Source organism: Streptomyces sp. NPDC057702, from assembly GCF_042799315.1.
GTDB lineage: Bacteria > Actinomycetota > Actinomycetes > Streptomycetales > Streptomycetaceae > Streptomyces.
The window spans coordinates 238,447-261,168 of record NZ_JBHVJC010000005.1; the positions used below are offsets into that span (position 1 = coordinate 238,447).

Consider the following 22,722-nt stretch of genomic DNA (forward strand, 5'->3'; position numbering starts at 1 on the left):
CTCCCCTGCTCGGTTGCGCAATCCTTGTAGTGAGGGCTCGGTACGGCTCCCGCCGGGGAGCGATACCCGCGCGGGCCGACGTCACCGCGCGCCGGCGGCACCGGCGGCGACCGGTGACCGGACGCGGCACCTCCCGCCGTGCTCCACCCCGACCGGTGCCGGCCGCTGGCGTCGGCGGTGCCCGCCCGGCGCCTAGACTTGGTCAGCTTGGGGCCACGGGGCGCCCCGGATGGGAGAGGTAGCGTGTCCGGACGTGTCGGTGACTTCGATGATCCTCCGGCCGAGGTGCTGACCGAGGCGGCGGCGGCGTTCGGGCTGCTGGCCGCGGCGGCACGACTGCACATCGTCTGGGCCCTGGCCCAGGGGGAGAGCGACGTCACCGGGCTCGCCGAGCGCGTGGGCGGCGCACTGCCCGCCGTCAGCCAGCACCTGTCCAAGCTCAAACTGGCCGGCCTGGTCTCCTCCCGCCGCGAGGGCCGACGCCAGGTGTACTACGTCGACGACCCCGACGTGGTGACCGTGGTGCGCCTGATGGTCGGCCAGCTCGCCGCCCGCGCCGCCGAGGAGAACGCCGCGCCCCGCAGACTCCGTCGGGCTGGTGCCTGAGCCTGCGGCGGCGCCGGCGGCGAACCCCTCCTCGCCCGAACCGGCCGCACCGCACGGCACCGCCACCTCCCCCGCCGGGGTCACGGCGCGGCTGGCTCCCCTGACCGCCCTCCAGGTGTTGCGCGCGCTCGACAGCGGGCCACGCGGCCTCACGGACGAGGACGTCGACGCGCGGCTGGCCGCGACCGGCGAGAACACCCTGCCCGCGTGGCGCACCGTGCCCTGGCCGCGACGGTTCGTCCGCAGTCTGCGCGACCCCTTCACCACCGTCCTGCTGGTCCTCGGCCTGGTCTCGGCGGCGGTGGCCTCCTGGGGCACCGCCTGCGTGATCCTGGCGTTGGTGGTGGTCAGCTGCGTCCTGCGCTCCAGCGGCGAGCACCGGGCCGCCCGTTCCATGGCCGCGCTGCGGGAGCTGGTCGCGGCCACCGTGACCGTGCTGCGCCGCGACGACCCGTGGACCGCGCCCCGGGCGCGCGAGCTCCCGGTGGACGAGCTGGTGCCGGGCGACGTGATCCGCCTGGGCGCCGGCGACCTGGTCCCCGCCGACGTACGCCTGCTGCGCGCGAGCGGCCTCAGCGTGCACCAGGCGGCCCTCACCGGCGAGTCCGTGCCCGTCGCCAAGGCGGCTGTCGACGCGCCGGGCCCGCTGGCCGACGGCCCCTTCGAGCGGCCCCACCTGTGTTTCCAGGGCAGCAGCGTCGCCACGGGCACGGCCACCGCCGTGGTGGTGGCCACCGGTTCCGCGACCGAGTTCGCCCGCGCCCACACGCCGGTCGGCCCCCAGCGGGCGAGCGCCTTCGACCGCTCGGTGCACGGCATCTCTTGGACGCTGGTCCGGTTCATGCTGCTGACGCCGCCACTGGTCCTCATGGCCGGCGCGGCGCTGCGCGGGCGGGGCCTGGAGACCCTGCCGTTCGCCGTCGCGGTGGCGGTCGGGCTCACCCCGGAGATGCTGCCCGTCATCGTCACCACGTGCCTGGCCCGTGGCGCGTCCCGGCTGGCCCGCGCGCACGACGTGATCGTGCGCCGGCTGCCGGCCCTGCACGACCTGGGCGCCATGGACGTGCTGTGCCTGGACAAGACCGGCACGCTCACCGAGGACCGGCCGGTGGTCGCCGGTGCCTACGACGCGAAGGGCCGCGCCGACGAGACGGTCGCGCACTGGGCCGCCGTCAACGCGTGGTGGACCCTGCACCTGGCCGACCTGCCCGCGCCCGACGCGCTCGACGAGGCGATCCTGACGGCGGACGGCGTCGACGAGGAGGCGCTGGTGGCGCACGAGGGGGTGGCCGCGCTGCCCTTCGACGCGCTGCGCCGGGTGAGCACCGCCGTCGTGCGCGGCCCGGCGCTGGGCACCCACACCCTGGTCGTCAAGGGCGCCCCGGAGGCCGTACTGGAGCGCTGCGCGCTGGCCGAGGACGCGCGGCGGCGCCTGCTGGAGGCCGCCGACCGCTACGCGGACCAGGGGCTCCGGGTCCTGGCGGTCGCCACCGCCGAGCGCCGTGCCCGCCCCCGCGACTACACGCCGGCCGACGAACGCGGCCTCACCTTCCACGGCTTCCTCACCTTCCGTGACGCGCTCGCCCCCAGCGCGCCCGAGGCCCTGGCCGCGCTCGCCGACCACGGCGTGAGCGTCAAGGTCCTCACCGGCGACCACCCCGGCACCGCCACCCGCGCCTGCCACGACCTCGGCCTGCCCGTCGGCCCGGGCGAGGTGTGCTCGGCGCACACCATCGACGCCCTCACCGACACCGAGCTGGCCGACCTGGCGCGGCGCACCACCGTCTTCGCCCGCTGCACCCCCGCGCACAAGGCCCGCGTCATCGCCGCGCTGCGCGCGCACGGGCACACCACCGGGTTCCTGGGCGACGGCGTCAACGACCTGCCCGCGCTGCGCGCCGCCGACGTGGGCATCGCCCCCTGTGGGGCGGCCGACTTCGCCCGCGAGAGCGCCGACGCGGTGCTGACAACCCGGGACCTGACCGCCGTCGACCACGCCGTCCTGGCCGGCCGGCACAGCAGCGGCAACATCTCCACCTACCTGCGCATCACCCTCTCCTCCAACCTCGGCAACGTCATCGCCATGCTCGCGGCCGGCCTGATCCTGCCGTTCCTGCCGATGCTGCCGACCCAGGTCCTGGTGCAGAACCTGTGCTTCGACGCGGCACAGCTCGCCTTCGCCTACGACCGGCCCACCCCGCGCGCGCTCCGCCGCCCGGTCCTGTTGCGCCCGCGCGACCTGCTGCGCTTCATCACCGGCTTCGGACTGCTGGGAGCCGTGGCCGACCTGGCCACCTTCGCGGTCCTGGCCTGGTGCGTACACGGCTCGCTCGGCGGCGCGGGGCAGGCCGCGTTCCACGCCGGCTGGTTCACCGAGAACCTGCTGACCCAGGCCCTGGTGATGGTCCTCCTGCGCACCGGCCGGCACGCCGCCGAGGGACGGGCCCCGAGCCCGGTGCGCTGGGCCGCCGCCGCGCTGGCCGCACTCGGCGTCCTGCTCCCGCTCACTCCGCTGGGCCCGCTGTGGGGCATGGCCCCACCACCGGCCGCGTACTACCCGCTGCTCGCCGGCGTCCTGGGGCTGTACGCGGTGGCCCTGGTGGCGCTCCGGGGGCGCTACGCACGTCGCCAGGCGACCCTGGAGCGGCCCGGCTGGTGACGCCCTCGGCGGCTCGGGGCGTGGCGTGGGGTGGGGTGGGTGGTCAGCCGTAGGAGAGGTCCGCGCACAGGTCGTCGTCGGCGGCGCGTACGTCCTTCGTCAGGTGGGCCGGCGGGGTGGGGGGCTCGGTGGTGGGTGTCGGCGAGGGGCGCTCGGCGTGGTCCTGGCCGATCAGGACGCTCAGGCCGGGGCCGCTGCCGGGGCGCAGTTCGGCGCCGGGCAGCAGCCGGGCCACCGTCTGGGCCCGCGCGCGCTGGCCGGGGCCGTACTCGACGGCCGTGGTGGCGCGGCCCTGGCCGGTGGCGGTCCCGGTGACCGTGAAGTCGTGGTCGCGCAGCAGCGTGGCGACGTCGGCTGCCAGGCCGGGCACGGAGGTGCCGTTGTAGACGGCGACGGCGATGCCGGCGCCGGAGACGGGCGGTGCGGTGCTCGGGGTCGGGGTGGGGCGCTCGCCATCCGGGCCCTTGCCGCTGGCGTCCGCGCCGTCCAGGGTCCGGTCGTGGCGCAGCGCGTCCCACAGGGCCCGGGCCTCCGGTTCGACGACGGCCACCCGCGCGCCCTCGTACCGCCAGGGAAGGGTGCGGAACTTGGTGTGGTGCAGGTCGACGTTCTTCAGCGACAGGGCGAAGGAGGCCAGCTTGTCGACGGAGCCGAGCCCGGGGTCGACGGTCATGGACCGGGTGGCGGCATCCGCCAGCGGCAGCACCTTGGTCGGGGTGAGCCCGTCACTCTTGACCTTCTTGAACAGGCTGCCCACGAAAGCCTGCTGGCGCTTGATGCGGCCGATGTCGGAGCCGTCGCCGATGCCGTGCCGGATGCGTACGTAGTCCAGCGCCCGCTGACCGGCGACCCGCTGCTCCCCCTTGGCGAACAGGCGCTTGCCCCGGGTGGTGCGGTGCGGGTTGAGGTCCTTCTCGTACACGTCCTGCGGCAGGCAGACGTCGACACCGCCGACGACGTCGGTGAGCTTGGCGAAGCCCTTGAAGTCGATGACCAGGGTGTGGTCCACGCGTAGCCCGGTGAGCTTCTCCACGGTGTTCTGGGTGCACGCGGGGTTGCCCTTGGCTGTCTGTCCCACGGAGTAGGCGGCGTTGAACATGGTGCGCGGCTGGGGCGCGGTCCAGGTCCCGTCGGGCAGCCGGCAGGGTGGGATGTCCACGAGGGTGTCACGGGGGATGGAGATCGCGACGGCGTGCTCACGGTCGCCGTACACGTGCAGCAGGAACGCGGTGTCCGAGCGCCCCACGTCGCCCTTGTCCCCGCCGCCGAGTTCGCTGTTGCCGTCCGTGCGCGCGTCCGAGCCGATGACCAGGACGTTCTCGCCCCGAGCGGCGGCGGGCGGGCGGTGGTCCGCGATGCCGTCCGCGTCGAAGGTCTCGATGTTGGCGTTCAGCCGCAGGTAGATCCACCCCGCCCCGGCCGCGATCACCACCACCAGCGCGAGCACGATCCCGAGCACCAACCGCCCACGCCGCCGTCGGCTCCGCCGCCCGGTGCGCCCCGCGGCCCGAGTCGCCGCCCGGGCCGCCGCCCGACCGGAAGGCTGGCCGGCGGGTCCCGGAGCGCGGCCGGTGGGGCCCAGGGGCCCGTCGGTCCGCTCGCGCGGCGGTGTGGCCCTGCGTCGGCGACTGCCTGTCATCGTGCGCACTCCCCCGTCCCACCCCGCCGACGCGGGGTTCCCACCCACCACAACAGTTGTACAGTTGCGCAATATAGCAATAAAGTTCCAGTGGCCGACCCCAGCGGCCCGGCCGCTCCGCAGTCGAAGAGAGAAAGAGGTGAAGCGGTGTTCCGCAACGCCCTACAGCCCTGGCACCTGTTGATGGTGGGACTCGTCATCGCCGTGGTGTTCGGCTCCAAGAAGCTGCCGGACACCGCCCGCGCGCTGGGCAAGTCGCTCCGCATCCTCAAGAGCGAGGCCCGCGCGATGCGCGAGGAGGACGCGGCGTCCACCGCGCCCGACGCTCCCGCCGAGCCCACGCCACGCGTCATCCCCGCCGGTACCCCCACCCCCGCGCCCACCCCTGACGCCCCACCCGGCGGCGTACGGAGCCACGGGCCCGGCGACGTCGCGCGCTAGCGTGACGCACCGAACCCGCCGACCCCTCCGACTCCGCCGAGGAGTAACCCCTCAGCGCCCGATCCGCCGCCGCCCCACCCGTCAGGGGCTGGCCCCGTCGAAGCCGTAACGCGGCGGCGCGCCGGCCACGCGGGGCGCGAGGCGGTAGATGTACAGCGCGTCGGCCCGCACGCGCGGCGGGGCGCCCTCCAACTCGCAGGGATAGGCGATCTGCAGGACCGGCGAGCCCTCGGCGACCCACACGCGCACCCCGTGCGCGGGCCCACCCTCAAGCCGCGCCAGCTCCCGCCCTGTCTTCGCGTCAGCGTCCATGCCGACACTTTAGATGTTGCGCAACAATGGAAGCAGCCCGCGAGGCGCGTGACGCATGCCGCACTCGATTAGATCGAGAGTTGCGCAATCATAGGAACTTTGGTGCCGCACCCAACGTTGGAGTCGGGTGCGGGAACAAACGCGACACATCGCATGACGAAGGAGGAACAATGGGTGTTTCCCTGTCCAAGGGTGGCAACGTTTCGCTGAGCAAGGAGGCACCGGGCCTGTCCGCCGTCCTGATCGGCCTCGGCTGGGACGTCCGGACGACGACGGGAGCCGACCACGACCTGGACGCGTCCGCCCTGCTGTGCGGCGAGTCCGGCAAGGTGCTCTCGGACCAGCACTTCGTCTTCTACAACAACCTCACCAGCCCGGACGGTTCGGTCGAGCACACCGGCGACAACCTGACCGGCGAGGGTGAGGGGGACGACGAGTCGATCAAGGTGAACCTCGCGGCCGTGCCCCCCACGGTGACGCGGATCGTCTTCCCGGTCTCCATCCACGACGCCCACGCCCGGGGCCAGAGCTTCGGCCAGGTCCGCAACGCGTTCATCCGCGTGGTCAACCAGGCCGGCGGCGTCGAGATCGCCCGCTACGACCTGTCCGAGGACGCCTCGACGGAGACCGCGATGGTCTTCGGCGAGCTGTACCGGCACGGCACCGAGTGGAAGTTCCGCGCGGTCGGCCAGGGTTACGCCTCCGGCCTGGCCGGCATCGCCTCGGACTTCGGCGTCAACGTCTAGAGCCACCCCCACGGCCCGACCGGGCCGCCGCCTCCGGGCCCTCCGGCGGCCCGGTCGACCGGTACCTGACGGCCCCACGCGCGTGCGCGCGAGGCCGTCAGGTACCGGTGCGGGCGCGTGGTGTGGCTGGCCGAGATCGGCTCCGGTATCGGGACGCCGGCTGCGAGGCCGCCCGCTCGCACGCGAACACGTCCTCGACGGGAGGGGTCCAGCGACGCTCGACGAGGTTCAGCTCCCTCACCGCGAACGACCGCTGGTCGGTGTCGAGCCGGTACCTCCGGTTGGCGAACCCGCCATGGCCCCGGAGCGTCGGCCTCACCGGCGTGCCGAGGCGCGCACGGTTCACCCACCCACTCCAGGAGGCGGCTGTTCGCCGCCGCACCCGGGTTCCCCGTGCTGCCCGCCCCCCATCGTCGCCCCGCCGGCGAACGGGCACGGGCCGACGGCCCGCACCCGCCTCAGCTCGACGCCTCCGGCTTCCAGTCCTCCACGAGCAGCCCGAGCAGCACCTGGTCCAGGAACTCGCCGAGCACCCAGGACGAGCCGCGGAGCACACCCTCGCGGACGAAGCCGTTGCGCTCGGCGGAGCGCAGCATCGCGGTGTTGTCCGCCAGCGTCTCGATCTGCAACCGGTGCAGGCCGCGTACGGCGAAGCCGTAGTAGCACAGCACCGCGACCACGTCCGTGCTGTATCCCTTGCCACGGGCGGACGGCAGCAGGCCGAGGCCGATGTGGGCGGCCCGGTTGTGGGTGTCGATCCCCCACAGCGTCGCGGTCCCGACCAGCGAGCCGCGCTCCAGCTCGACCACGGAGAACGACACCACCCCCTGCTGCGACTCGTCCACCACGAGTCGCGGGTCCTTCGAGTCGGGCTTGATCGGCCGCGGCGGTCCGCCCTCGGCCCGCGCGGCGTTGACCACGTCGTCGTAGAGCTCGGTCCGAAGGATCGGAACGTCGTCCTCGTGCCGGGCCCGGAGCCCGACCTTGCTGCCTCGTAGCATGCGAGCTTCCTACCCGGCCGGACGTGCTGGCGGCAAACCAATAATCAGCCGTCACCGCAGGTGGGGTGGCGATACGGGGCGGCGGAGGGCGCCGGCGGCGCCGGCCGCCACCCCGTGTGCGGTCAGTCCTCCTCGCCCTCGTCCCCCTCGAAGGCGTCGCCGATCTCGTCGATGACCTCGGCGGCGACGAAGCCACCCACGACGCCGACGGCCACGCCCGCCGCCACCCCGGCGACCACGGCCCCCGTACCGGGACCGGACCGGTGTCCGTCGGCGTGGTGCCCGACGGGGTGGTGCGCGGCGGGGTGCCCCTCGTAGGAGGCGTGCCCGCCCTGGTACGCCTGGCCACGGCGCTCCACCATGCCGCGCACCCAGGAGTCCACCACCGCGATCCAATCCGGTCGGTCGGCGTCCTGGTGGGCCACGGTGAAGCGGTGGACGACATCGCCCCCGTCGGAGAAGAGCCCGCCGCGCTTGTCGGCCTCCAGGACCACCTCCATGCCGGCCGGAGTGGCCAGGAAGGTCACCTCGATCTCCTGCACCGCGTGCGCGTGCTCCGGCGGCGGGCTCAGCTCGATCTCCTGGTAGAACGGCAGGCTCTGGCTGGTGCCGTTGATGTGCCCCAGCTCCAGGTCGGCGGAGACGAATCCGTAGCCGAGTTGGCCGAACGCCTCCAGGACCGCCTCCTGGAGCGGTAGCGGGCCAACGCGCAGCGGGTCCAGGTCACCCTTGTCCTTGGCGCCCGAGACCGCGAGTTCGGTGCGGACGCCGAGCACCACTCCCAGGCCCTGCCCGTGGAGTTCGGTCACCGGCGTCTCCCACGGCAGCGACAGCGTGAAGGGCACCTCCCGCTCCTGGCCCTCGGCCAGCCGGAACCCCCCGTCGACCGTGGCGCGTTGGAAGGCCACCAGGCCCTCGCGCTCCTCGTCACCGCCCTCCGCCTCGACGTGGGCCACCAGTTCCAGCGTGACGTGCTCGATCTCCACGGCGGACGATCCGCCCACCACCCGCACCCGGCCGGACAGCACACCACCGGGCAGCACCGCACCCTCGTCCAGGACCGTATCCACCGAGGGGCCACCCACCCCGAAGGCTCTCAGCAGTCGTGTGAACACCATCGCGGCGCTCTCCCTCTCCATCGCTCTCACGTCGTGATCCGTTGTGCCGTGCCGCGCACGGCCGCGGCGGCCCCCACTGTCCGGGAGCCGCCGCCCACCACCTGGCCTACGAGGTCGTGGCGTCCAGCGCCGCGAGGGACGCGGCCCAGTGGAAGTACTTCACCTTGGCCAGATCGGCCACGGTCCTGACCCCGAACGCCTCCTGGAGCAACTCGCCGTCGCGGTCCGAGACGCCCTTGAGGGCCGAGACCGGCGCGGCGAGGATCTCCGGGAGATCCTTGTCCGCCCACGCCTTGTCGAGCACCTTGCCAAGATCTATCGCCGCCATCGCCATCTCCCTGGGTGTCGTGTCGGTAGTGCCTCGAACGGACCACGGCGCGGTCCGCCGTCGAACCGGCCCGCGCCGCCCGGCGGTCCGGGTAAGGCGCGGCCGTCCGGGACGTGACGCTGGTCGCGCGCGCCACGTGTGTACGGTCTGTCAGGATTCCTCCGCCCACCAGGTCACGGCCCCTCGCGTCCCGCGCGGCTCCCCGGCCGCGTGGCCTCGCGTGAGGCGGGTGCGCGTCGGGTGGCCGCTGGCTGGTGGCCGGGCCGTTCGGTGGGTGGGGGTGCGCCGCCCGAAGGGGCGCGGCGTCAGTCGACGCGGGGGCCGGCGCGCCGGCGCTCACATCGGACGGGGGCGGGGCGCCCGGCGGTCGGCACGGTACGGGCCTGCCGGACGGGCCCGGCCTCGGGCACCTCGCGGCGCACCCGGCCGGGCGCTACCGTCATCCTCAGGTCCAGCGTCCGCGCACACCCGTCGGCGCCCCGCGTCAGCACGACTGCCACGACCATCCTCCGGTTCGCTCCACCTGACGAGATCCCAGAATCTACAGCACTGTAGAGACGGGTGGGAGCGAATGCGCCAGCGGCGGGCACCGTCCAACCCCGCGCGCCACGACGGCTCCTGACGCGCCGGGAGATCCACCAGGGAACGACGAACGCGCGCGGACCGGCGGAAGCCTCCGGCGCACGGCCCTTCGACGCGCGCGCCCTCGAAGCGGCACCCCGCACCCCGCGTACGGGCAGCGGGCCTCGGGAGCCGCTCGGGCCGTGGGTGCTGGTCGCGGCCCGCACGACGCCGGGCCGGCCAGCTCCGCCCGTACTGCGGGGGGGCTGACCTGCCCGGTGGTGGGTCGCGCGCGACTCGACGTCCCGTCCGCTCCAGGGGCGGGCCCCCAGAGCCAGACACCGTTGTCAGGGCGGCTGTGCGCTCGACGTACCGTGCGGCGCTACGGCACCTCGGCTCGCGGTACGTCCGGACGCCGGCGACACTCGACGCGTCTTCGGCTCATCGGGACGAACCCTTCGGCAGCGACGACTGGTTGGCCGCGTCGGCGTCGGTGGCCGCGTCGGGCGGGCCGACGGGCGGCGCGCCCCGACGTTTGACGCGCTCGGCGATGGCCCGTCCGCCGACGATGAGGACCACCGCGCTGACGATGACGGCCCCGCCGAGCAGCAGGTTCGGGCTGAGGTCCTCCTCGCCGAGCAGGGTCCCCAGGGCGACCGCGACCACCGGGTTGACGTAGGCGTAGGTGGCCAGCGTGTCGTTGGGCAGGGTGGCGTTGGCGTAGCCGTACGCCGTGAAGGCGAGCATGGAGCCGGCCACGACCAGCCACAGGAACCCGACGATCGACTCGGTGGAGACGTTGGCGAACTCCATCTCGCCGAACTCGCCCTTGACTCCGGCGATGACCACCAGCAGGACGCCGCCGATGACCATCTCCAGCGACGCCACCACCAGAGGGTGCGGGGGCAGCGGGGCGCGGCGGGCGTAGACCGAACCCGCCGCCCAGCACAGCGACCCGATGAGGACGAGCACGGCCCCACCGGTGTCCACGTCGGCGCCCGGCCCGCCCACGAGCACGCCGACGCCCACCGTCCCGAGGACGAGCGCGAGGGCCATCGTGAGCGTGACCCGTGTCTTGGTCACCGCCGCGTTGATCAGGACCATCCAGACCGGGACGGTCGCCACGATGAGGGCGGCGAGCCCGGAGTCCACGGTGGTCTCGCCGACGCTGAGCAGACCGTTGCCGCCGACCAGCATCAGGGCGGCGACGATGAGAGCGGAGCGTACGTGCAACCTGGACGGCCGATTCGCGCCACTGGCGTGGCGGGGCGCGACGATCGCGTACATCACCACGCCCGCGATGAGATACCGGAATCCGGCCATGAGGAGTGGGGGGATGGTGTCGACGGCCATCTGGATGCCGAGGTACGTGGACCCCCAGACCACCCACACCGTGACCAACGCCAGCCAGGGGAGGAGGGAGTTCCGCGTAGACGTCAACTTAGGCTCAGTGAGCATCTGGCCTCATTTACTAAGGCAAGCTACGTAGTATGGCTCTGCGAGGGTAAGTTGATCCGCCACGAAGGGCAAGTTGTCATTATGAGGCGACAGCTGGACGACATCGATCGGACGATCCTGCGGGCGATGACGGCGGACGGTCGGCAGACCGTCCGGGCACTGGCTCGGATCGTCGGGCTGTCCGAACCGTCAGTTCGCGAACGGCTCCAGCGACTTGAACGCGACGGGGTGATTCTCGGCTACCGCGCGGCCCTGGACCCGGCCAGCGTGGACGCGACCACGGCGGCGTTCGTCGCCGTGCGCTTCGAGCCGAACCAGGAGGCGAAGGACGTGATCAACAAGCGGCTCGAACACGAGCCGTGCGTGCTGGAGGTCCACGAGGTGGCGGGTGAGGACTGCTACTGGCTGAAGGTGCGTGTCTCGGGTACGCACGCGCTGGCCGAGGCGCTCGACCGCATCCGCGCGATCCCGTGCGTACGCAGCACGAGCACCACCATCGTGCTGCGTACGGTCTTCGAGCGCCCGTTGGGGCCGGACACCACGTGCGCCCAGTGATGTCCGCCCCCTCGCGTCCACCGCGAGACCGCCTCGGGTCGGGGTCAGGCGAGGACGCAGCCCGGCGGCAGCGTGGCGCCGCCCGCGTACAGGTGCCTGAGGGCGGCGGCGAAGGAATAGCAGTCGAAAAGCGCGGAGTGCTCCTCGCCGGTGAAGGGCTTCGGCAGCCCGAGCACCTTCCACAGCCGCCCGACATTCGCGGTGGCGGTGGCGGGCGCGAGGGCGTTCAACCAGGGCCGGATATTGAGGAAATTGGCAGCGAGAAAGCCGCTTTTCACCTCTTCTCCGCGTGCCCGCGCCCAGCCCACGTTCTCGCCGAGTACGACCATGTCATTGCCGTACGAGAGGACGGACTGACCACGGCAGAAGGTCAGGAAATCGCCGAGCGCGGCGGCGGGGGAAAGCCCGTCCTGGTCCACCTCCCGCTGGGTGATGCCGGTGAGTTCGGTGAAGTACGGGGACAGCTCCGGGTTGACCACGGGACGCACCAGCACCTCGTACTCCTCGACGATGCTGAGGTCGTCGCGCAGACGTAAGGCTCCGATCTGCACGATCTCGCGGAGCTGGCCCGGCGCCGACCAGTCCTGCTCCAGGGCTCCGGACCAGGTGGTGAATTCGAGATCGAAGAGAACAAAGGTCGACAAAGCGGCTCCTCCTTGCGGCGGGTGCGCGGGAAATCCCCAGTGTTGCGCGCGAGCACAGCGTACGGAGAACACATGGTGCCGATCGACTGGCGACGCCTTCTCGGCATGCCCACCTTTCCTGGCGGTGGCGGCGGTTGCCCCGAAAGGCGACTCCCGCGCACTTTCCCGTACGCGGGAACGGCGCGCGGCGCGGGGCACGGAGATCCGGGCGTCATGCTAGCGACGGCCGATGCCGCTACACCGCCTTCCTTCGCACTTCGTCACCGATTGGCCACTCACCGTTTCGATGCGGCTTTCCGCGCGTCGCCGGCCGTACGCGGACCGACGCGCCGTCCGCCCCGTTCGGTCGGGGGCGAGCGGCGCGCGGGTGAGTGACGCGGAGGTGGACGCCGCCCGCGTCGGCCGCCGGAGCGGACGGGCGGGGCCGCCATCCGCCGGGGCGGGGCGGCGCGTTGGTCGGATCGTCGGTGGCGTGTGCGGTGACGACGGCGCGGGGGTCGAGCCGGATCGCGCGGGGCCTCCCGCGCTCGCGCTCCTCCGACACGGACGCCCTGGCCTCTCACGTGAGGACGCGGGACGCCCTTCCCGTCGACCGGACCGACTCCGGAAGCCGCTTCGCGCCCAGGACCAGACCACGACGACGAGGAGCAGGGCGAGTCCGCCGAGGCCGAGCACGGTCCTGCGCGTTCCCCTCGGAGCGCCGGGTGCGGTGGCCAAGTGCCACGTCGGGGGGCTTGGGCGATGGCGCGGGCCACCACCTGGTGTGGGTCGAGCGACGGGGTACGGGGCGCGGCGCCACAGCCCGCGAAGGGTCGCGAGGTCGGGGACGGTCAGGCGTCGGCGTCGTGCCGGTCGGCGCGCGGCCCGGAGAAGTCGGGGCTGGCGTAGTCGGGGCTGGCGTAGCCGATGCGTGAGCGGGGTGGGCGGCGCTCGGCCCGCTGCCCCGGGCCCGGCTGCTCCCGCTCGCGCAGCCGCGCCCGCAGGAAGGGGATCATGCCGCGCTCCAACAGGGCCCGCTGCCAGTCCTCGCGGGCCCGGTCGGCGGCGGCGCTCCGCGCGGCACGGTCCGGGCCGGCCAGCGGTGCGGAGCGGTGTCGCAACGCCGTGACCAGGAGGGCCGCCGCCGCGACCGCCCCGGTGAGCAGTGCGATGACCGCCGCGGCCCAGCCGGCGCGCACGAGCGCGTCGGCCAGCTCCGGCCCGGAGTCGGCGGCCTCCAGGACGTATCCGAGCAGCAGGAAGACCACGGCCGCCATGGTCGCCAACAGCGGCGCGAGGACCGCGAGCGCGGGCAGCAGTCTGCGGCGCGCCCGCGCCAGCGGGCCGACCAGCGGACCACGGCCGGAGCGGGACGCGGTTGACGCGCCGGCCACCGCGTCGCGCGCCCGGAGGTGGCGCGCGTACTCCGGCGCCGCGTGCGCGGCGATCTCCGCTCGCCCCTCCTCGACACGTTCGCGCAGCCAGTCGGTGATGACGGTGGTGTGGACGCCTTGGCGCAGCGACGCCCGTATCTCGGCGGTGGCCAACGCCTGGCGCAGCACGCGGTCGAAGTTGGCCTGGTCCTCGTCGCGCAGGTCCGGCGTGCTCGTCATGGTGATCCCCCGGTCGTCGGAAGGGGCGGGGTGGGCGCGCCCGGACCGGTCGGCCCGGCCCGGCGTCGCCGGGCCCCGTCTCCGTCAGCGCGCCCTCGCGGCCAGGGGTTTCGCGCAGGTGTCATGTTCACCCCTCGGCTCCGCTGTTCTCGTCAAGGCTCCAGAATCTACAGCACTGTAGAAACCAAGGGGAGGGAATGCGCCAGCGGCCGACGCCGTCCGCTCCGGGCCGGGCGCGCCCTCGCGCACGCCCCACGACCCGCGCACTACGAGCACGCCACCGCGCCCGTGGGCCCGTGAGATCGCCGCACGTTCCGCGACCCGGGCCGCCTCACGCGACGGCCACCACCGGGTCGGACCGGAAGCGAGGTCCAGAACGACCGAACCGGGCCCCCCGGACCACCGCCCGACGGCGCCACCACGACACCGGCCCCCACGCACCGACCGACAGCCCCGTCGCCGCCCACCCCGCCCGCAACGGCGAAGCGCGGGGCCCGGCCGCCCCGCGCCCGACACGCGGCCCCGCACACGGGTCGGATGCCGTCAACGGATGCCACCGGATGGCGGCCTGACGGGGCGCCAGCGGTGAGGTCGCGTCAACAGGTGCGCTCGTGCGCACCCACTGATTACAGTGGCAGGCGCACAGCGAGGCGTCAGGGTGTCGACGAGGGAGGCCCCATGCTGTCCGTGCTGCGCCACCACGGCTATCGCCGTCTGTTCACCGCGCAGGTCGTCGCCTTGGTGGGGACGGGCCTGGCCACGGTGGCGCTGAGCCTGTTGGCCTACGACCTCGCCGGAGCGCACGCCGGATCGGTGCTCGGCACCGCGCTCGCGATCAAGATGGTGGCCTACGTGGGGCTCGCCCCCCTCGTCAGTGCTCTGGCGTACCGGCTGCCGCCGCGCCCCGTGCTGGTGGGTGCCGACCTGGTACGCGCCGTGGTCGCGTTGGCGTTGCCGTTCGTCGACGAGGTGTGGCAGGTCTACGTGCTGATCCTGGCGCTCCAGGCGGCGTCGGCCACCTTCACGCCCGCCTTCCAGGCGCTGATTCCCCGACTGCTGCCCGCCGAGGACGACTACACGCGCGCCCTGTCCCTCTCGCGGCTGGCGTACGACCTGGAGATCCTGTTCAGCCCGCTGCTGGCCGCCGCGTTGCTGTCGCGCATCACGTACGACTGGCTCTTCCTGGGCACCGTGGCCGGCTTCCTCGCCTCGGCCGGCCTCGTGCTGTCCGCCGCGCTCCCCCGGCCCACGCCCGACCCGGTCGGGGCCGCCGCCGGCTTCACCGCCCGTGCCACGCGCGGCATCCGCGTCTTCGTCGCCACACCCAGGCTGCGGGCGCTGCTCGCTCTCACCCTCGCCATCGCCGCCGGTGGCGCGATGGTGATGGTCAACACCATCGTCTACGTACGCGAGGTCCTCGGCCGCGCCACCTCCGAGGTGCCGGTGGCGCTCGGCGCGTACGGGGCGGGCTCCATCGTGGCCGCGCTGCTGCTCCCCACCCTGCTGCGCCGCGTCGGGGAGCCGACGCTGATGCTGCCCGCCGCCTTCACCTCCGCCGTCCTGCTGCTCGGGCTCGCCGCGCTCACCTGGGCCGGGCCGGGTGGTTGGCGGTGGCCGTCGTTGCTCGCCGCCTGGTGGGCGTTGGGTGTCGCGGAGTCGGTCGTCATGACCCCCACCGGTCGCCTGATCCGCCGCTCGGCCTCGGCCGCCGACCTGCCCGCCGTCTTCGCCGCGCAGTTCTCCCTCACGCACGGTTGCTGGCTGCTCACCTACCCGGTGGCGGGCTGGCTCGGGGTCGCCCTGGGCCTGGCCCCGGTGGCCCTGGTGCTGGGCGCGGTCGCCCTGGGCGCGGCGCTGGTCGGCTGGCGTCTGTGGCCGACACCGGACGCCTCCCGCGTGCCGCACGTACACACCACCCTGGCGCGCGGGCACCCCCATCTGGCCGACGCCCAACCGGTGGGCCCCGGTTGGCGACACACCCACCCGTTCGTCATCGACGACCTCCACACACGCTGGCCCCCTCGCCCACACGTGCCCTGAGTCCGACCGGTCCGCCGCGCCGGGTGTGCCGGAGGCCAACCCGCCGCGTGGACCCGCGACAAGCGTCCGCGCCCGCGTCGGCGAGGCGCACCGTCTCACGCCCCCGCCACCCGACCGGTGGCCCGGGGCCGCGCGGGTGGGTGCGTGGGCGTGCGTGGCCGCACACGGGTGGGCGCGCGGGTGTGAAGCGCGATCCCACCTCGCGTGCGCGCCAGGCTGGGTCCGCGTCCACCGACCGTCGGGCCACCCTGCCCCGCGCGCGGGCGTGCTCCGGACCGCTACCGCCGCTGGTCGGCGCGGCGCCCTCGGCCGGCCGTGAGGTCCCAACCCGTCCACGCGACGCCACCGCCGCCAGCCGCCACCTGACACAACCACCGGGCGCGCCCCCTGTCGCCGTCACCGGCCGGTCGCGTTCCGGTGCGGTGGGCGACGGGCTCACTCCGGGCCGACGCCTTCGATCGGCACGGGCCCACCGCGTCCCGCTACGCGGGTGGGCCGGTGCGGGGTGCGTCCGCGCTGCCCGCGCCCAGCGCCGGGGCCTGGGCGGTACGCGCCGCCTGGCGCGGCGGGCCGACGGCGTCGCCGCTCGGGCCGGCGCCTGTCTCGGCCCGCCGCCGCTCCCGCCCCGCCTGCCGTTCGTCCGCGCGTGCCCGGCGCGGGCTGCCGCCGGGCCCGGCCGGGGCGGGCAGGCTGTGGTGTCCGTGGCTGGCGAGCATCTGCCGCACCCACATCTCGGCCGTCGTGTCCCAGTCGCGGCGCGCCGCGTCACCGTGGCTGACGAGATGTCGGTTGAGCTGCCCGTGGCCGTGGGCGAACAGGCCACCGGGCTTGTCCGCCTCCAGGATGACCTCCACGCCACCCGGGTTGGTCAGGAACGTCACCTCCAGCTCCCGCATCACCGCCGCGTACCGGGGCGCCGGGGCCAGCCCGAACACCTGGTGCAGCGGCAGGCGCTGGCTCGTGCCGTGGACGAGCCCGTACTCCAACGTGGCCGCGCGGAAGCCGAAGCCGAGCCGGTCCAACGCGGTCAGCAGGGAGTCCTGCACCGGCGGCGGGGCCACCGCCAGCGGGACCAGGTCGCTCCTGCCCTTCGCCCCGACGGCGGCGAGTTCGGTGCGGACGCCGAGCGCGACGCCCAGGGCCCGCCCGGCCAGGCAGGTGACGGGCGTCTCCCACGGCAGCCGGATGTCGAAGAGGAGGCTGCGTTGCTCGCCCCGGCCCAGCCGGAAGCTGCCCGGCAGGGTGAACCGCCCACAGACCACCTCCCCCTCGGGCCGCTCGGCCGGGGCCGCGCCGCCGACCCGCGCGATCAGCTCCAGAGTGAGGCGCTCGATGTCGCAGTCGGCGACGCCGCCCTGGAGGCGGATCTGGCCGGTGAGGCCGCCTCCCGGCAGCGCGGCCCCCGGCATGAGGGTCGTCAACAGGCTGGGGCCGCCCCTGCCGAGGGGGGTGGGCGCGTTCGTGAACACCATCGCGGCGTTCTCCTTCACATGGGTAACAGGGGCGGGGTGGGTGGTGTCGCACGGGCGAGCCGGTCCGGTCGCGCGGTACGCACCGGCGGTACGGGAAGCGCCCGTGGCACCCCGCCGGTTCGCGGGGCAACACGGTGCGCACGCCGGTGGGTTGGGTGACCACGGCGACGCCGGTGGGCTCCCGGGTTCGCGTGTGTCGGGCGCGCGCCGGGGGTCCAACCGGTGCGTGCCCCGTCGGGCCCGGGTCCACCCCGCGCCTCGGCCGGGGATTGCGCCCGGTCGGCGGCGTGCGCCCTGGGGTGCGCGGGCGCGTCCGCCCGGGCACGGGTCAACTGCCCTCCCGTCGCACGGCTCCTGGTCCCGACGCCGGACGCGGCGGAGCGCGCGGACCCGGGCCGCCGCACCACGGCGTGGGACGGCGCTCGCCGAGGACGCGGCGCCGGGGCGAACGGGCACGCGCCGGGGACGCTCATGGTGCCGCGTCCCTCCCCTGCCCCTGTTCGCGCCGCACGGCGGTGCCTCCCCGAACCCAGCTTCTACACAGCTGTAGAAGCATAGAGCGACGCCCGCGCCCTCGCGTACGCCAGCGGCCTCGGCCGCACAACGTCCGAAAACAGGTACTCATCCGCTCCCAGGGGCCGACCGTGCGGGGCCGGCTGGCGCCATCATGCCTCTTCCCACCCGCGACCGCGCGTCCTGTGTCGCCCCCACACGCCCGCGCGCACCGCCCCGGGACGGCGCTCAGACCGAACGGCGGCTGTGGCGCACGCACTTGGATGGGCCACACAAAAGCCGCCGATCAGCGCGTTGTCCCCGGCCCGGGGGCGTACGCGGGTGATCGGGCGGACAGCCGGCCGCCCCACCGGGACACCCTCACACGGGCCCGCCGGCCGCGCGCCCGTCCACCCACCGGACCAGGCGACGACTCCACAACCCCGTCCCCGGGCACGTCCCGGCCCCCGTACGCCTGGTCGTTCACGCGCTGTCGACAAGTACGGCCAGTCCCGCGACCAGCCCGACGACCGCCAGGAGCAGCAGGAGACAGACAGCCAACAGCACCCATCCGGCCAGCAGGCCCACCAGTGCCAACCCGCGTCCCTCGCCGCCCAGTCGGCGGCCCCGGAAGCGTCCCAGATGGCCCGCGACGACGGCCACCAGCGCGCACAGCAGCGCCATCACGACGAAGATTCCGGGGTTGACCCAGCCGACGGGCCCGGCGAGGTTGGCGAGTGAGCCGAAGCTGGCGAGCGCGAAGTAGGCGCTGGTCCGCGCCGGGCGGTTGCGCCCGGCCCCTCGCGGCCTGCCCTCCCCCGCCTCGTCCGTGGCCATCCGCACACCCTCGGCACCCCGCACGGCGTCTCCCCCTCGTTCCCTGTTCGCGTCGGCCCCGGCGTCCGGCCTCCGTCACTCGCTCCGCGACGCCGTGTCGGCGGTGACGGTCTCGCGCCCCACGCCCGGCGCTGGATGCTACGGCACTCCCGCTTCTTTCCCGCGCTCACCCTCGCCCGTGGGGGGCGGCGGTCTCGCGTGCTCGCGTGCGCCTGGTCGCGTGCCGGCCGCTCTCGACGCCGGTCAGGTCGGCCGGGTCCGAGCGCGCGACACCTCGCCGGGGTCCAGGGTGAGCCGGGTGGCACGGGGCCGGGCCCGGACGTCACGGCGTCCGGGCCCGGCTGGGGTAGGTGGGGCTTAGCCCCGGGGGTGGGTCAGGTACGTGTCGATCGCGCGCATCGTCGACTCGGTCGCGCCCCTGCGGTAGAGCCAGTGCCCCACGACGTCCACCGTGCGCAGGGTGGCCTTCGGGAAGGCGCGGGCCATGCGGCGCGCGCCCGGCAGCGGGGTGGCCAGGTCGTGGGTGGCGTTGGCCACCAGGACCGGTGGCAGGTCGCCCGCCGCCTGGGCGGGTCGGGGCTTGGGCGGCATGGTCCAACCCTGACAGCCGAGGACGGTGTCCAGGGCCTGGGCGTTGTAGCGCACGTGGGGGGCGGCCTGGGCGACCCGCCGCAACATGGCCTGGTACTGGGCGAAGTCGCGGATGCGGAAGTCGTAGTCCCGGCACAGCACGAGTTGGCTGTCGACGTTGATGCCGGCGGGAGTCAGGTAGACCTCGCCCGTGCCGGAGTGCAGGGCGGCCAACTGCCGCGCCGCCTCCGGCTGGCTGCCCTTGCCGAGCGCGAAGGTGAGGAAGTTGGCCAGCGCGTCGGCGTCGACCGTGGCCGATGTCGGCCCGTCCGGGCCCGGCTCGCGGAGGGTGCCGGCGTCGGCGCGGGCGAAGAGTTCGTCGGTGACGGCCGTGACGTTCCTGCCCCGGAGTGCGCAGGAGGCGTTCTTGGCGCACCAGGTCGCGAGCCGCTTCAGGGTCTTCTCGGTGGTGACGCTGCCGTCCGTGAGATAGCGCTCCGCGCTCGGCCGGCTCGGGTCCATCGCGCTGTCCAGGGCCAGCGCGCGCAGGTTCGCCGGGAACAGGCGGGCGTAGCGCTCTCCGAGGAAGGTGCCGTAGGAGTGGCCGATGAAGCTGATCTGGCGTTCGCCCAGGGCGGTGCGGATGGCGTCCATGTCGCGCGCCACGCTCTCGCCGTCCATGTGCGCGGCGAGCGGCCCGGTCCGCCGCAGACAGCTGTCGGCCAGCCTGCCGTTCAGGGTGCGGAGCCGCGCGAAGTCGGCCGTGTCGCGCGGGCGGGTGGGCAGCGCGTCGGTGATCGAGTCGTCGCAGCGGGCGCCCTGGCTGTGGCCGATGCCGCGCGGGTCGAAGCCGATCATGTCGAAGCGTCGGAGCATGGCGGGGTCGTAGCCGCTGACGGGGTCGTCCGCGTACAGCGCCTCGTCGGCGCCGGGCGCACCCGGGCCGCCCGGGTTGGACGTCAGCACGCCGATCCGCCGCGCGGGGTCGGTGGCCTGGTAACGGGCCACGAAGAGGCCGATCGTGGGCCCCTTCGGCTTCGACCAGTCCAGGGGGACCTTGACCGTCGCGCACCGGGCCCTGGGGCTGGGGTCGGGGTAGGGCGGGTCGCCCTTGGGGCAGGCGCCCCAGCGGATCGACGAGGCGGGGGCGGTGGTCCCGGTCGGCTGGTGGGCGGCTGCCGCGCCGGGGACGGCCAGGGTGGCGGAGGCCGCCAGGGCCAGCAGGACGGCGGGTGCCCGCCGTCGCGGTCGCGGGCTCGTGCCCGTGAGCAAGCTCGTGTTCATGGCCGTCACTGTCTCGGCCACGCATGGTGGTGCCGCGATGGGCACATGATGGGAACGTAACAAGGCGCATGGCTCATACCCCGTTCCGGCACGACGTGAGCGCACGGCGTCACACCCTGCCTCGGGCGCCACGGGGGCGCGTGCTCCCACACCCCGGTCCGCCCGGCCACTGGCGCGCGAGCCTGTCACCGGATACGGGCGCCCCACCCTCGGCGCGACCCGGCCCGTCGAACTCCTCCGGCCGACGAGCCGGGTCACGCCGTACGGCACACGCGGGCGCCTGCCTCACGGCGGGCGTAGGCCACGGGGGCGGGTGTGGGCCGGAGAGTTCGGGCATCACCGGCGAACCGGATCCGGACCCGGTCGTGACCATGTGAGGCGAAGGGCGCCAAGGCCGGCGCTCACCCATCCCGCCCCGGAGGGCGGGCCCCGGAGCCGCCCCGTTCAGCGGTGGCGGAACGCGGGTGGTCGCTTGTCCACGAAGGCGGCCATGCCCTCCTTCTGGTCCTCGGTGGCGAACACCGCGTGGAACAGGCGGCGTTCGAACCTGACGCCCTCCGCCAGCGTCGTCTCGAAGGATCGGGCGACCGCCTCCTTGGCCATCATCGCCACCGGTGCCGACATCCCGGCCACCGTCTCGGCGACGGCCAGGGCCTCGGTCAGCAGTTCCGTGGCGGGTACCACGCGGGAGACCAGGCCGGCCCGTTCGGCCTCCTCCGCGTCCATGGTGCGGCCGGTCAGACACAGTTCCATGGCCTTGGCCTTGCCCACCGCGCGGGTCAGCCGCTGGGAGCCGCCGATGCCGGGGATGACGCCGAGCTTGATCTCCGGCTGTCCGAAGACGGCCGTGTCGGCGGCGAGCAGGATGTCGCAGAGCATGGCCAGCTCACAGCCGCCACCCAGGGCGTATCCGGAGACCGCCGCGACGGTGGGCGTCCGCAGCGACCCGAGACGGTCCCAGGCGGCGAACCAGTCGCTGAGGTACATGTCCAGATAGCCCCGTGGGCGCATCTCCTTGATGTCGGCACCCGCCGCGAACGCCTTGGCCGATCCGGTGATGACGACACACCCCACGCCCGGGTCCCGGTCGAGCCGGGTGGTGGCGTCGACGACCTCGGTCATCAGTCGCAGGTTCAGCGCGTTGAGCGCCTTCGGCCTGTTCAGGGTGAGCAGGGCCACGCGGCGGATGCGCTCGACACGTACGGTCTCGTACGCGGGGAGGTCGTCGGGCGGGGCGGCTGCGGTGGACGCGGGCTCGGCGGCGTGGGTGGGGCCTGCGGAGCCCGTGGGGTGGGTGCGGTCCGTCATGTCCCGTTCCTCTCCTCGTGGTGCGCGTCCGGGTAGCGCGTGTCCGGGTGGGCCGAGTTGGTGTGCGCCGAGCCCGGGTGAGCCGAGTCGGTGTGGGGCCCGCTCGTCGCCGGCTCCGCCGCGCGCGGGGCGCTGTCGGCCGGTCGCCTCCTGAGGGTCTCGACGATGCCGGAGAAGTCCCGGTCGGCTCCGCCGTCGGCGGCGTAACCCGCGTACAACTCGGCGGCACGCACACCGAGTTCGGCGGGGATGCCGGCCGCGCGCAGGGCGTCGGCGGCCAGGCCCAGGTCCTTGGCCATCAGAGGGGCCGCGAAGCCGGGTCGGTAGTCGCGGTTGGCCGGGCTGGTGGGGACCGGGCCCGGCACGGGGCAGTTGGTGGTCAGCGCCCAGCACTGGCCGGAGGCGGTGGCGGCCACGTCGTAGAGGGCCTGGTGGCTCAGGCCCAGGCTCTCGCCGAGTACGAACGCCTCGCTGACGGCGATCATCGAGACGCCGAGGATCATGTTGTTGCAGATCTTCGCGGCCTGGCCGGCCCCCGCCGCACCGCAGTGCACCACCTTCCCTCCCATGGCGGCCAGCAGCGGCTGGGCGGCGGCGAACTCCTCTTCCCCGCCACCGACCATGAAGGTCAGGGAGCCCGCCTCGGCGCCCACCACGCCACCCGACACCGGGGCGTCGAGCGCGCGGTGGCCCGCGGCGCCGGCCGCCTGGTGGGCGCGGCGGGCGTCGGTGACGTCGATGGTGGAGCAGTCGAGGAAGAGCGTGCCGGGCCGGGCCGCCGCGAGGAGGCCCTCCTCCTGGTAGAGGGCCAGGACGTGACGGCCGGCCGGCAGCATGGTGATGACCACCTGTGCCGTGGCCGCCGCCTCGGCCGCGGACGCGGCGGGCCGCACGCCGGCCTCGGCCGCGGCGGCCAGGCTCGCGGCCGACAGGTCGAAGCCGCGCACCCGGTGGCCGGCCCGCACCAGGTTGGCGGCCATCGGGCCACCCATGTGGCCGAGCCCGACGAACGCGATGTCCCGGGCGCCGGCCAGATCGCCCGCGCCACCGCTCCCCCCG

At 74.3% G+C, this 22,722-nt stretch carries 19 protein-coding genes; 6 read left to right on the top strand and 13 right to left on the bottom strand.

The annotated features are described in order from the left end of the window. Positions 1-243 precede the first annotated feature (243 nt). Together ACFVFR_RS05640 and mgtA are read left to right on the top strand one after the other, a co-directional pair. On the top strand, positions 244-606 hold the full coding sequence (locus tag ACFVFR_RS05640; RefSeq protein WP_383698374.1) for an ArsR/SmtB family transcription factor: 363 nt from the start codon (positions 244-246) through the stop codon (positions 604-606). Continuing rightward, positions 596-3,265, top strand: a complete 2,670-nt coding sequence (mgtA, locus tag ACFVFR_RS05645) for a magnesium-translocating P-type ATPase (protein ID WP_383698413.1) — start codon at positions 596-598, stop codon at positions 3,263-3,265. The genes ACFVFR_RS05640 and mgtA overlap by 11 nt, the downstream gene beginning before the upstream one ends. Before the next feature lie 43 nt (positions 3,266-3,308). Here mgtA and ACFVFR_RS05650 read toward each other — a convergent pair whose 3' ends face one another. Further along, positions 3,309-4,904, bottom strand: coding sequence for an LCP family protein (locus ACFVFR_RS05650; protein ID WP_383698375.1), 1,596 nt, complete (start codon positions 4,902-4,904; stop codon positions 3,309-3,311). Positions 4,905-5,051: 147 nt separating this feature from the next. On the opposite strand from ACFVFR_RS05650, the gene tatA reads away from it, so the two are divergent. Then, complete coding sequence (tatA, locus tag ACFVFR_RS05655) at positions 5,052-5,345, top strand: Sec-independent protein translocase subunit TatA (RefSeq protein ID WP_383698376.1); 294 nt, start codon at positions 5,052-5,054, stop codon at positions 5,343-5,345. Positions 5,346-5,426: 81 nt separating this feature from the next. On the opposite strand, the gene ACFVFR_RS05660 is transcribed toward tatA, so the two are convergent. Beyond that, complete coding sequence (locus ACFVFR_RS05660; RefSeq protein WP_383698377.1) at positions 5,427-5,657, bottom strand: hypothetical protein; 231 nt, start codon at positions 5,655-5,657, stop codon at positions 5,427-5,429. A gap of 170 nt (positions 5,658-5,827) precedes the next feature. Between ACFVFR_RS05660 and ACFVFR_RS05665 the strand changes: the two genes are divergently transcribed. Beyond that, complete coding sequence (locus tag ACFVFR_RS05665; RefSeq protein WP_383698378.1) at positions 5,828-6,403, top strand: TerD family protein; 576 nt, start codon at positions 5,828-5,830, stop codon at positions 6,401-6,403. Between the two features lie 458 nt (positions 6,404-6,861). Here ACFVFR_RS05665 and ACFVFR_RS05670 read toward each other — a convergent pair whose 3' ends face one another. The 4 genes from ACFVFR_RS05670 to ACFVFR_RS05685 all read right to left on the bottom strand — a co-directional run bounded on the left by ACFVFR_RS05670 (position 6,862) and on the right by ACFVFR_RS05685 (position 10,869). Further along, positions 6,862-7,404 carry a GNAT family N-acetyltransferase gene (locus tag ACFVFR_RS05670; protein WP_383698379.1) on the bottom strand — a complete coding sequence of 181 codons (543 nt, stop codon included), beginning with the start codon at positions 7,402-7,404 and terminating at the stop codon, positions 6,862-6,864. Between the two features lie 122 nt (positions 7,405-7,526). Next, complete coding sequence (locus ACFVFR_RS05675) at positions 7,527-8,522, bottom strand: sporulation protein (RefSeq protein WP_383698380.1); 996 nt, start codon at positions 8,520-8,522, stop codon at positions 7,527-7,529. 106 nt (positions 8,523-8,628) lie between these two features. Beyond that, positions 8,629-8,850 carry a hypothetical protein gene (locus ACFVFR_RS05680; RefSeq protein WP_383698381.1) on the bottom strand — a complete coding sequence of 74 codons (222 nt, stop codon included), beginning with the start codon at positions 8,848-8,850 and terminating at the stop codon, positions 8,629-8,631. 1,002 nt (positions 8,851-9,852) lie between these two features. Next, positions 9,853-10,869 (bottom strand): EamA family transporter, encoded by a 1,017-nt coding sequence (locus tag ACFVFR_RS05685; RefSeq protein ID WP_383698382.1) that lies wholly within the window; start codon positions 10,867-10,869, stop codon positions 9,853-9,855. Positions 10,870-10,950: 81 nt separating this feature from the next. On the opposite strand from ACFVFR_RS05685, the gene ACFVFR_RS05690 reads away from it, so the two are divergent. Beyond that, on the top strand, positions 10,951-11,424 hold the full coding sequence (locus tag ACFVFR_RS05690) for an Lrp/AsnC family transcriptional regulator (RefSeq protein WP_383698383.1): 474 nt from the start codon (positions 10,951-10,953) through the stop codon (positions 11,422-11,424). Positions 11,425-11,468: 44 nt separating this feature from the next. Here ACFVFR_RS05690 and ACFVFR_RS05695 read toward each other — a convergent pair whose 3' ends face one another. Both ACFVFR_RS05695 and ACFVFR_RS05700 read right to left on the bottom strand, forming a co-directional pair. Continuing rightward, positions 11,469-12,068, bottom strand: coding sequence for an exonuclease domain-containing protein (locus ACFVFR_RS05695; protein ID WP_383698384.1), 600 nt, complete (start codon positions 12,066-12,068; stop codon positions 11,469-11,471). Positions 12,069-12,898: 830 nt separating this feature from the next. Continuing rightward, positions 12,899-13,660 carry a hypothetical protein gene (locus ACFVFR_RS05700; RefSeq protein ID WP_383698385.1) on the bottom strand — a complete coding sequence of 254 codons (762 nt, stop codon included), beginning with the start codon at positions 13,658-13,660 and terminating at the stop codon, positions 12,899-12,901. A 678-nt stretch (positions 13,661-14,338) separates the two neighbouring features. On the opposite strand from ACFVFR_RS05700, the gene ACFVFR_RS05705 reads away from it, so the two are divergent. Further along, positions 14,339-15,700 (top strand): MFS transporter, encoded by a 1,362-nt coding sequence (locus ACFVFR_RS05705; RefSeq protein WP_383698386.1) that lies wholly within the window; start codon positions 14,339-14,341, stop codon positions 15,698-15,700. A gap of 482 nt (positions 15,701-16,182) precedes the next feature. On the opposite strand, the gene ACFVFR_RS05710 is transcribed toward ACFVFR_RS05705, so the two are convergent. From ACFVFR_RS05710 to mmsB, 5 genes are all read right to left on the bottom strand, one after another. After that, positions 16,183-17,172, bottom strand: a complete 990-nt coding sequence (locus ACFVFR_RS05710; RefSeq protein ID WP_383698387.1) for a sporulation protein — start codon at positions 17,170-17,172, stop codon at positions 16,183-16,185. A gap of 975 nt (positions 17,173-18,147) precedes the next feature. Further along, positions 18,148-18,501: a DUF4190 domain-containing protein gene (locus tag ACFVFR_RS05715; protein ID WP_383698388.1), complete on the bottom strand. Its 354-nt coding sequence runs from the start codon at positions 18,499-18,501 to the stop codon at positions 18,148-18,150. Between the two features lie 357 nt (positions 18,502-18,858). Continuing rightward, positions 18,859-20,355, bottom strand: coding sequence for an alpha/beta fold hydrolase (locus tag ACFVFR_RS05720; RefSeq protein ID WP_383698389.1), 1,497 nt, complete (start codon positions 20,353-20,355; stop codon positions 18,859-18,861). A gap of 444 nt (positions 20,356-20,799) precedes the next feature. After that, positions 20,800-21,663, bottom strand: a complete 864-nt coding sequence (locus tag ACFVFR_RS05725; protein WP_383698390.1) for an enoyl-CoA hydratase — start codon at positions 21,661-21,663, stop codon at positions 20,800-20,802. After that, positions 21,660-22,697, bottom strand: coding sequence for a 3-hydroxyisobutyrate dehydrogenase (gene mmsB / locus ACFVFR_RS05730; RefSeq protein WP_383698414.1), 1,038 nt, complete (start codon positions 22,695-22,697; stop codon positions 21,660-21,662). The genes ACFVFR_RS05725 and mmsB overlap by 4 nt, the downstream gene beginning before the upstream one ends. Positions 22,698-22,722 lie beyond the last annotated feature (25 nt).

Bases quoted from the DNA above. Each gene is read 5' to 3' on its own strand.
- ACFVFR_RS05650 (WP_383698375.1), bottom strand. From the start codon at position 4,904: ATGACAGGCAGTCGCCGACGCAGGGCCACACCGCCGCGCGAGCGGACC.
- ACFVFR_RS05660 (WP_383698377.1), bottom strand. From the start codon at position 5,657: ATGGACGCTGACGCGAAGACAGGGCGGGAGCTGGCGCGGCTTGAGGGT.
- ACFVFR_RS05665 (WP_383698378.1), top strand. From the start codon at position 5,828: ATGGGTGTTTCCCTGTCCAAGGGTGGCAACGTTTCGCTGAGCAAGGAG.
- ACFVFR_RS05670 (WP_383698379.1), bottom strand. From the start codon at position 7,404: ATGCTACGAGGCAGCAAGGTCGGGCTCCGGGCCCGGCACGAGGACGAC.
- ACFVFR_RS05675 (WP_383698380.1), bottom strand. From the start codon at position 8,522: ATGGTGTTCACACGACTGCTGAGAGCCTTCGGGGTGGGTGGCCCCTCG.
- ACFVFR_RS05680 (WP_383698381.1), bottom strand. From the start codon at position 8,850: ATGGCGGCGATAGATCTTGGCAAGGTGCTCGACAAGGCGTGGGCGGAC.
- ACFVFR_RS05685 (WP_383698382.1), bottom strand. From the start codon at position 10,869: ATGCTCACTGAGCCTAAGTTGACGTCTACGCGGAACTCCCTCCTCCCC.
- ACFVFR_RS05690 (WP_383698383.1), top strand. From the start codon at position 10,951: ATGAGGCGACAGCTGGACGACATCGATCGGACGATCCTGCGGGCGATG.
- ACFVFR_RS05700 (WP_383698385.1), bottom strand. From the start codon at position 13,660: ATGACGAGCACGCCGGACCTGCGCGACGAGGACCAGGCCAACTTCGAC.
- ACFVFR_RS05705 (WP_383698386.1), top strand. From the start codon at position 14,339: ATGCTGTCCGTGCTGCGCCACCACGGCTATCGCCGTCTGTTCACCGCG.
- ACFVFR_RS05710 (WP_383698387.1), bottom strand. From the start codon at position 17,172: ATGGTGTTCACGAACGCGCCCACCCCCCTCGGCAGGGGCGGCCCCAGC.
- ACFVFR_RS05715 (WP_383698388.1), bottom strand. From the start codon at position 18,501: ATGGCCACGGACGAGGCGGGGGAGGGCAGGCCGCGAGGGGCCGGGCGC.
- ACFVFR_RS05720 (WP_383698389.1), bottom strand. From the start codon at position 20,355: ATGAACACGAGCTTGCTCACGGGCACGAGCCCGCGACCGCGACGGCGG.
- ACFVFR_RS05725 (WP_383698390.1), bottom strand. From the start codon at position 21,663: ATGACGGACCGCACCCACCCCACGGGCTCCGCAGGCCCCACCCACGCC.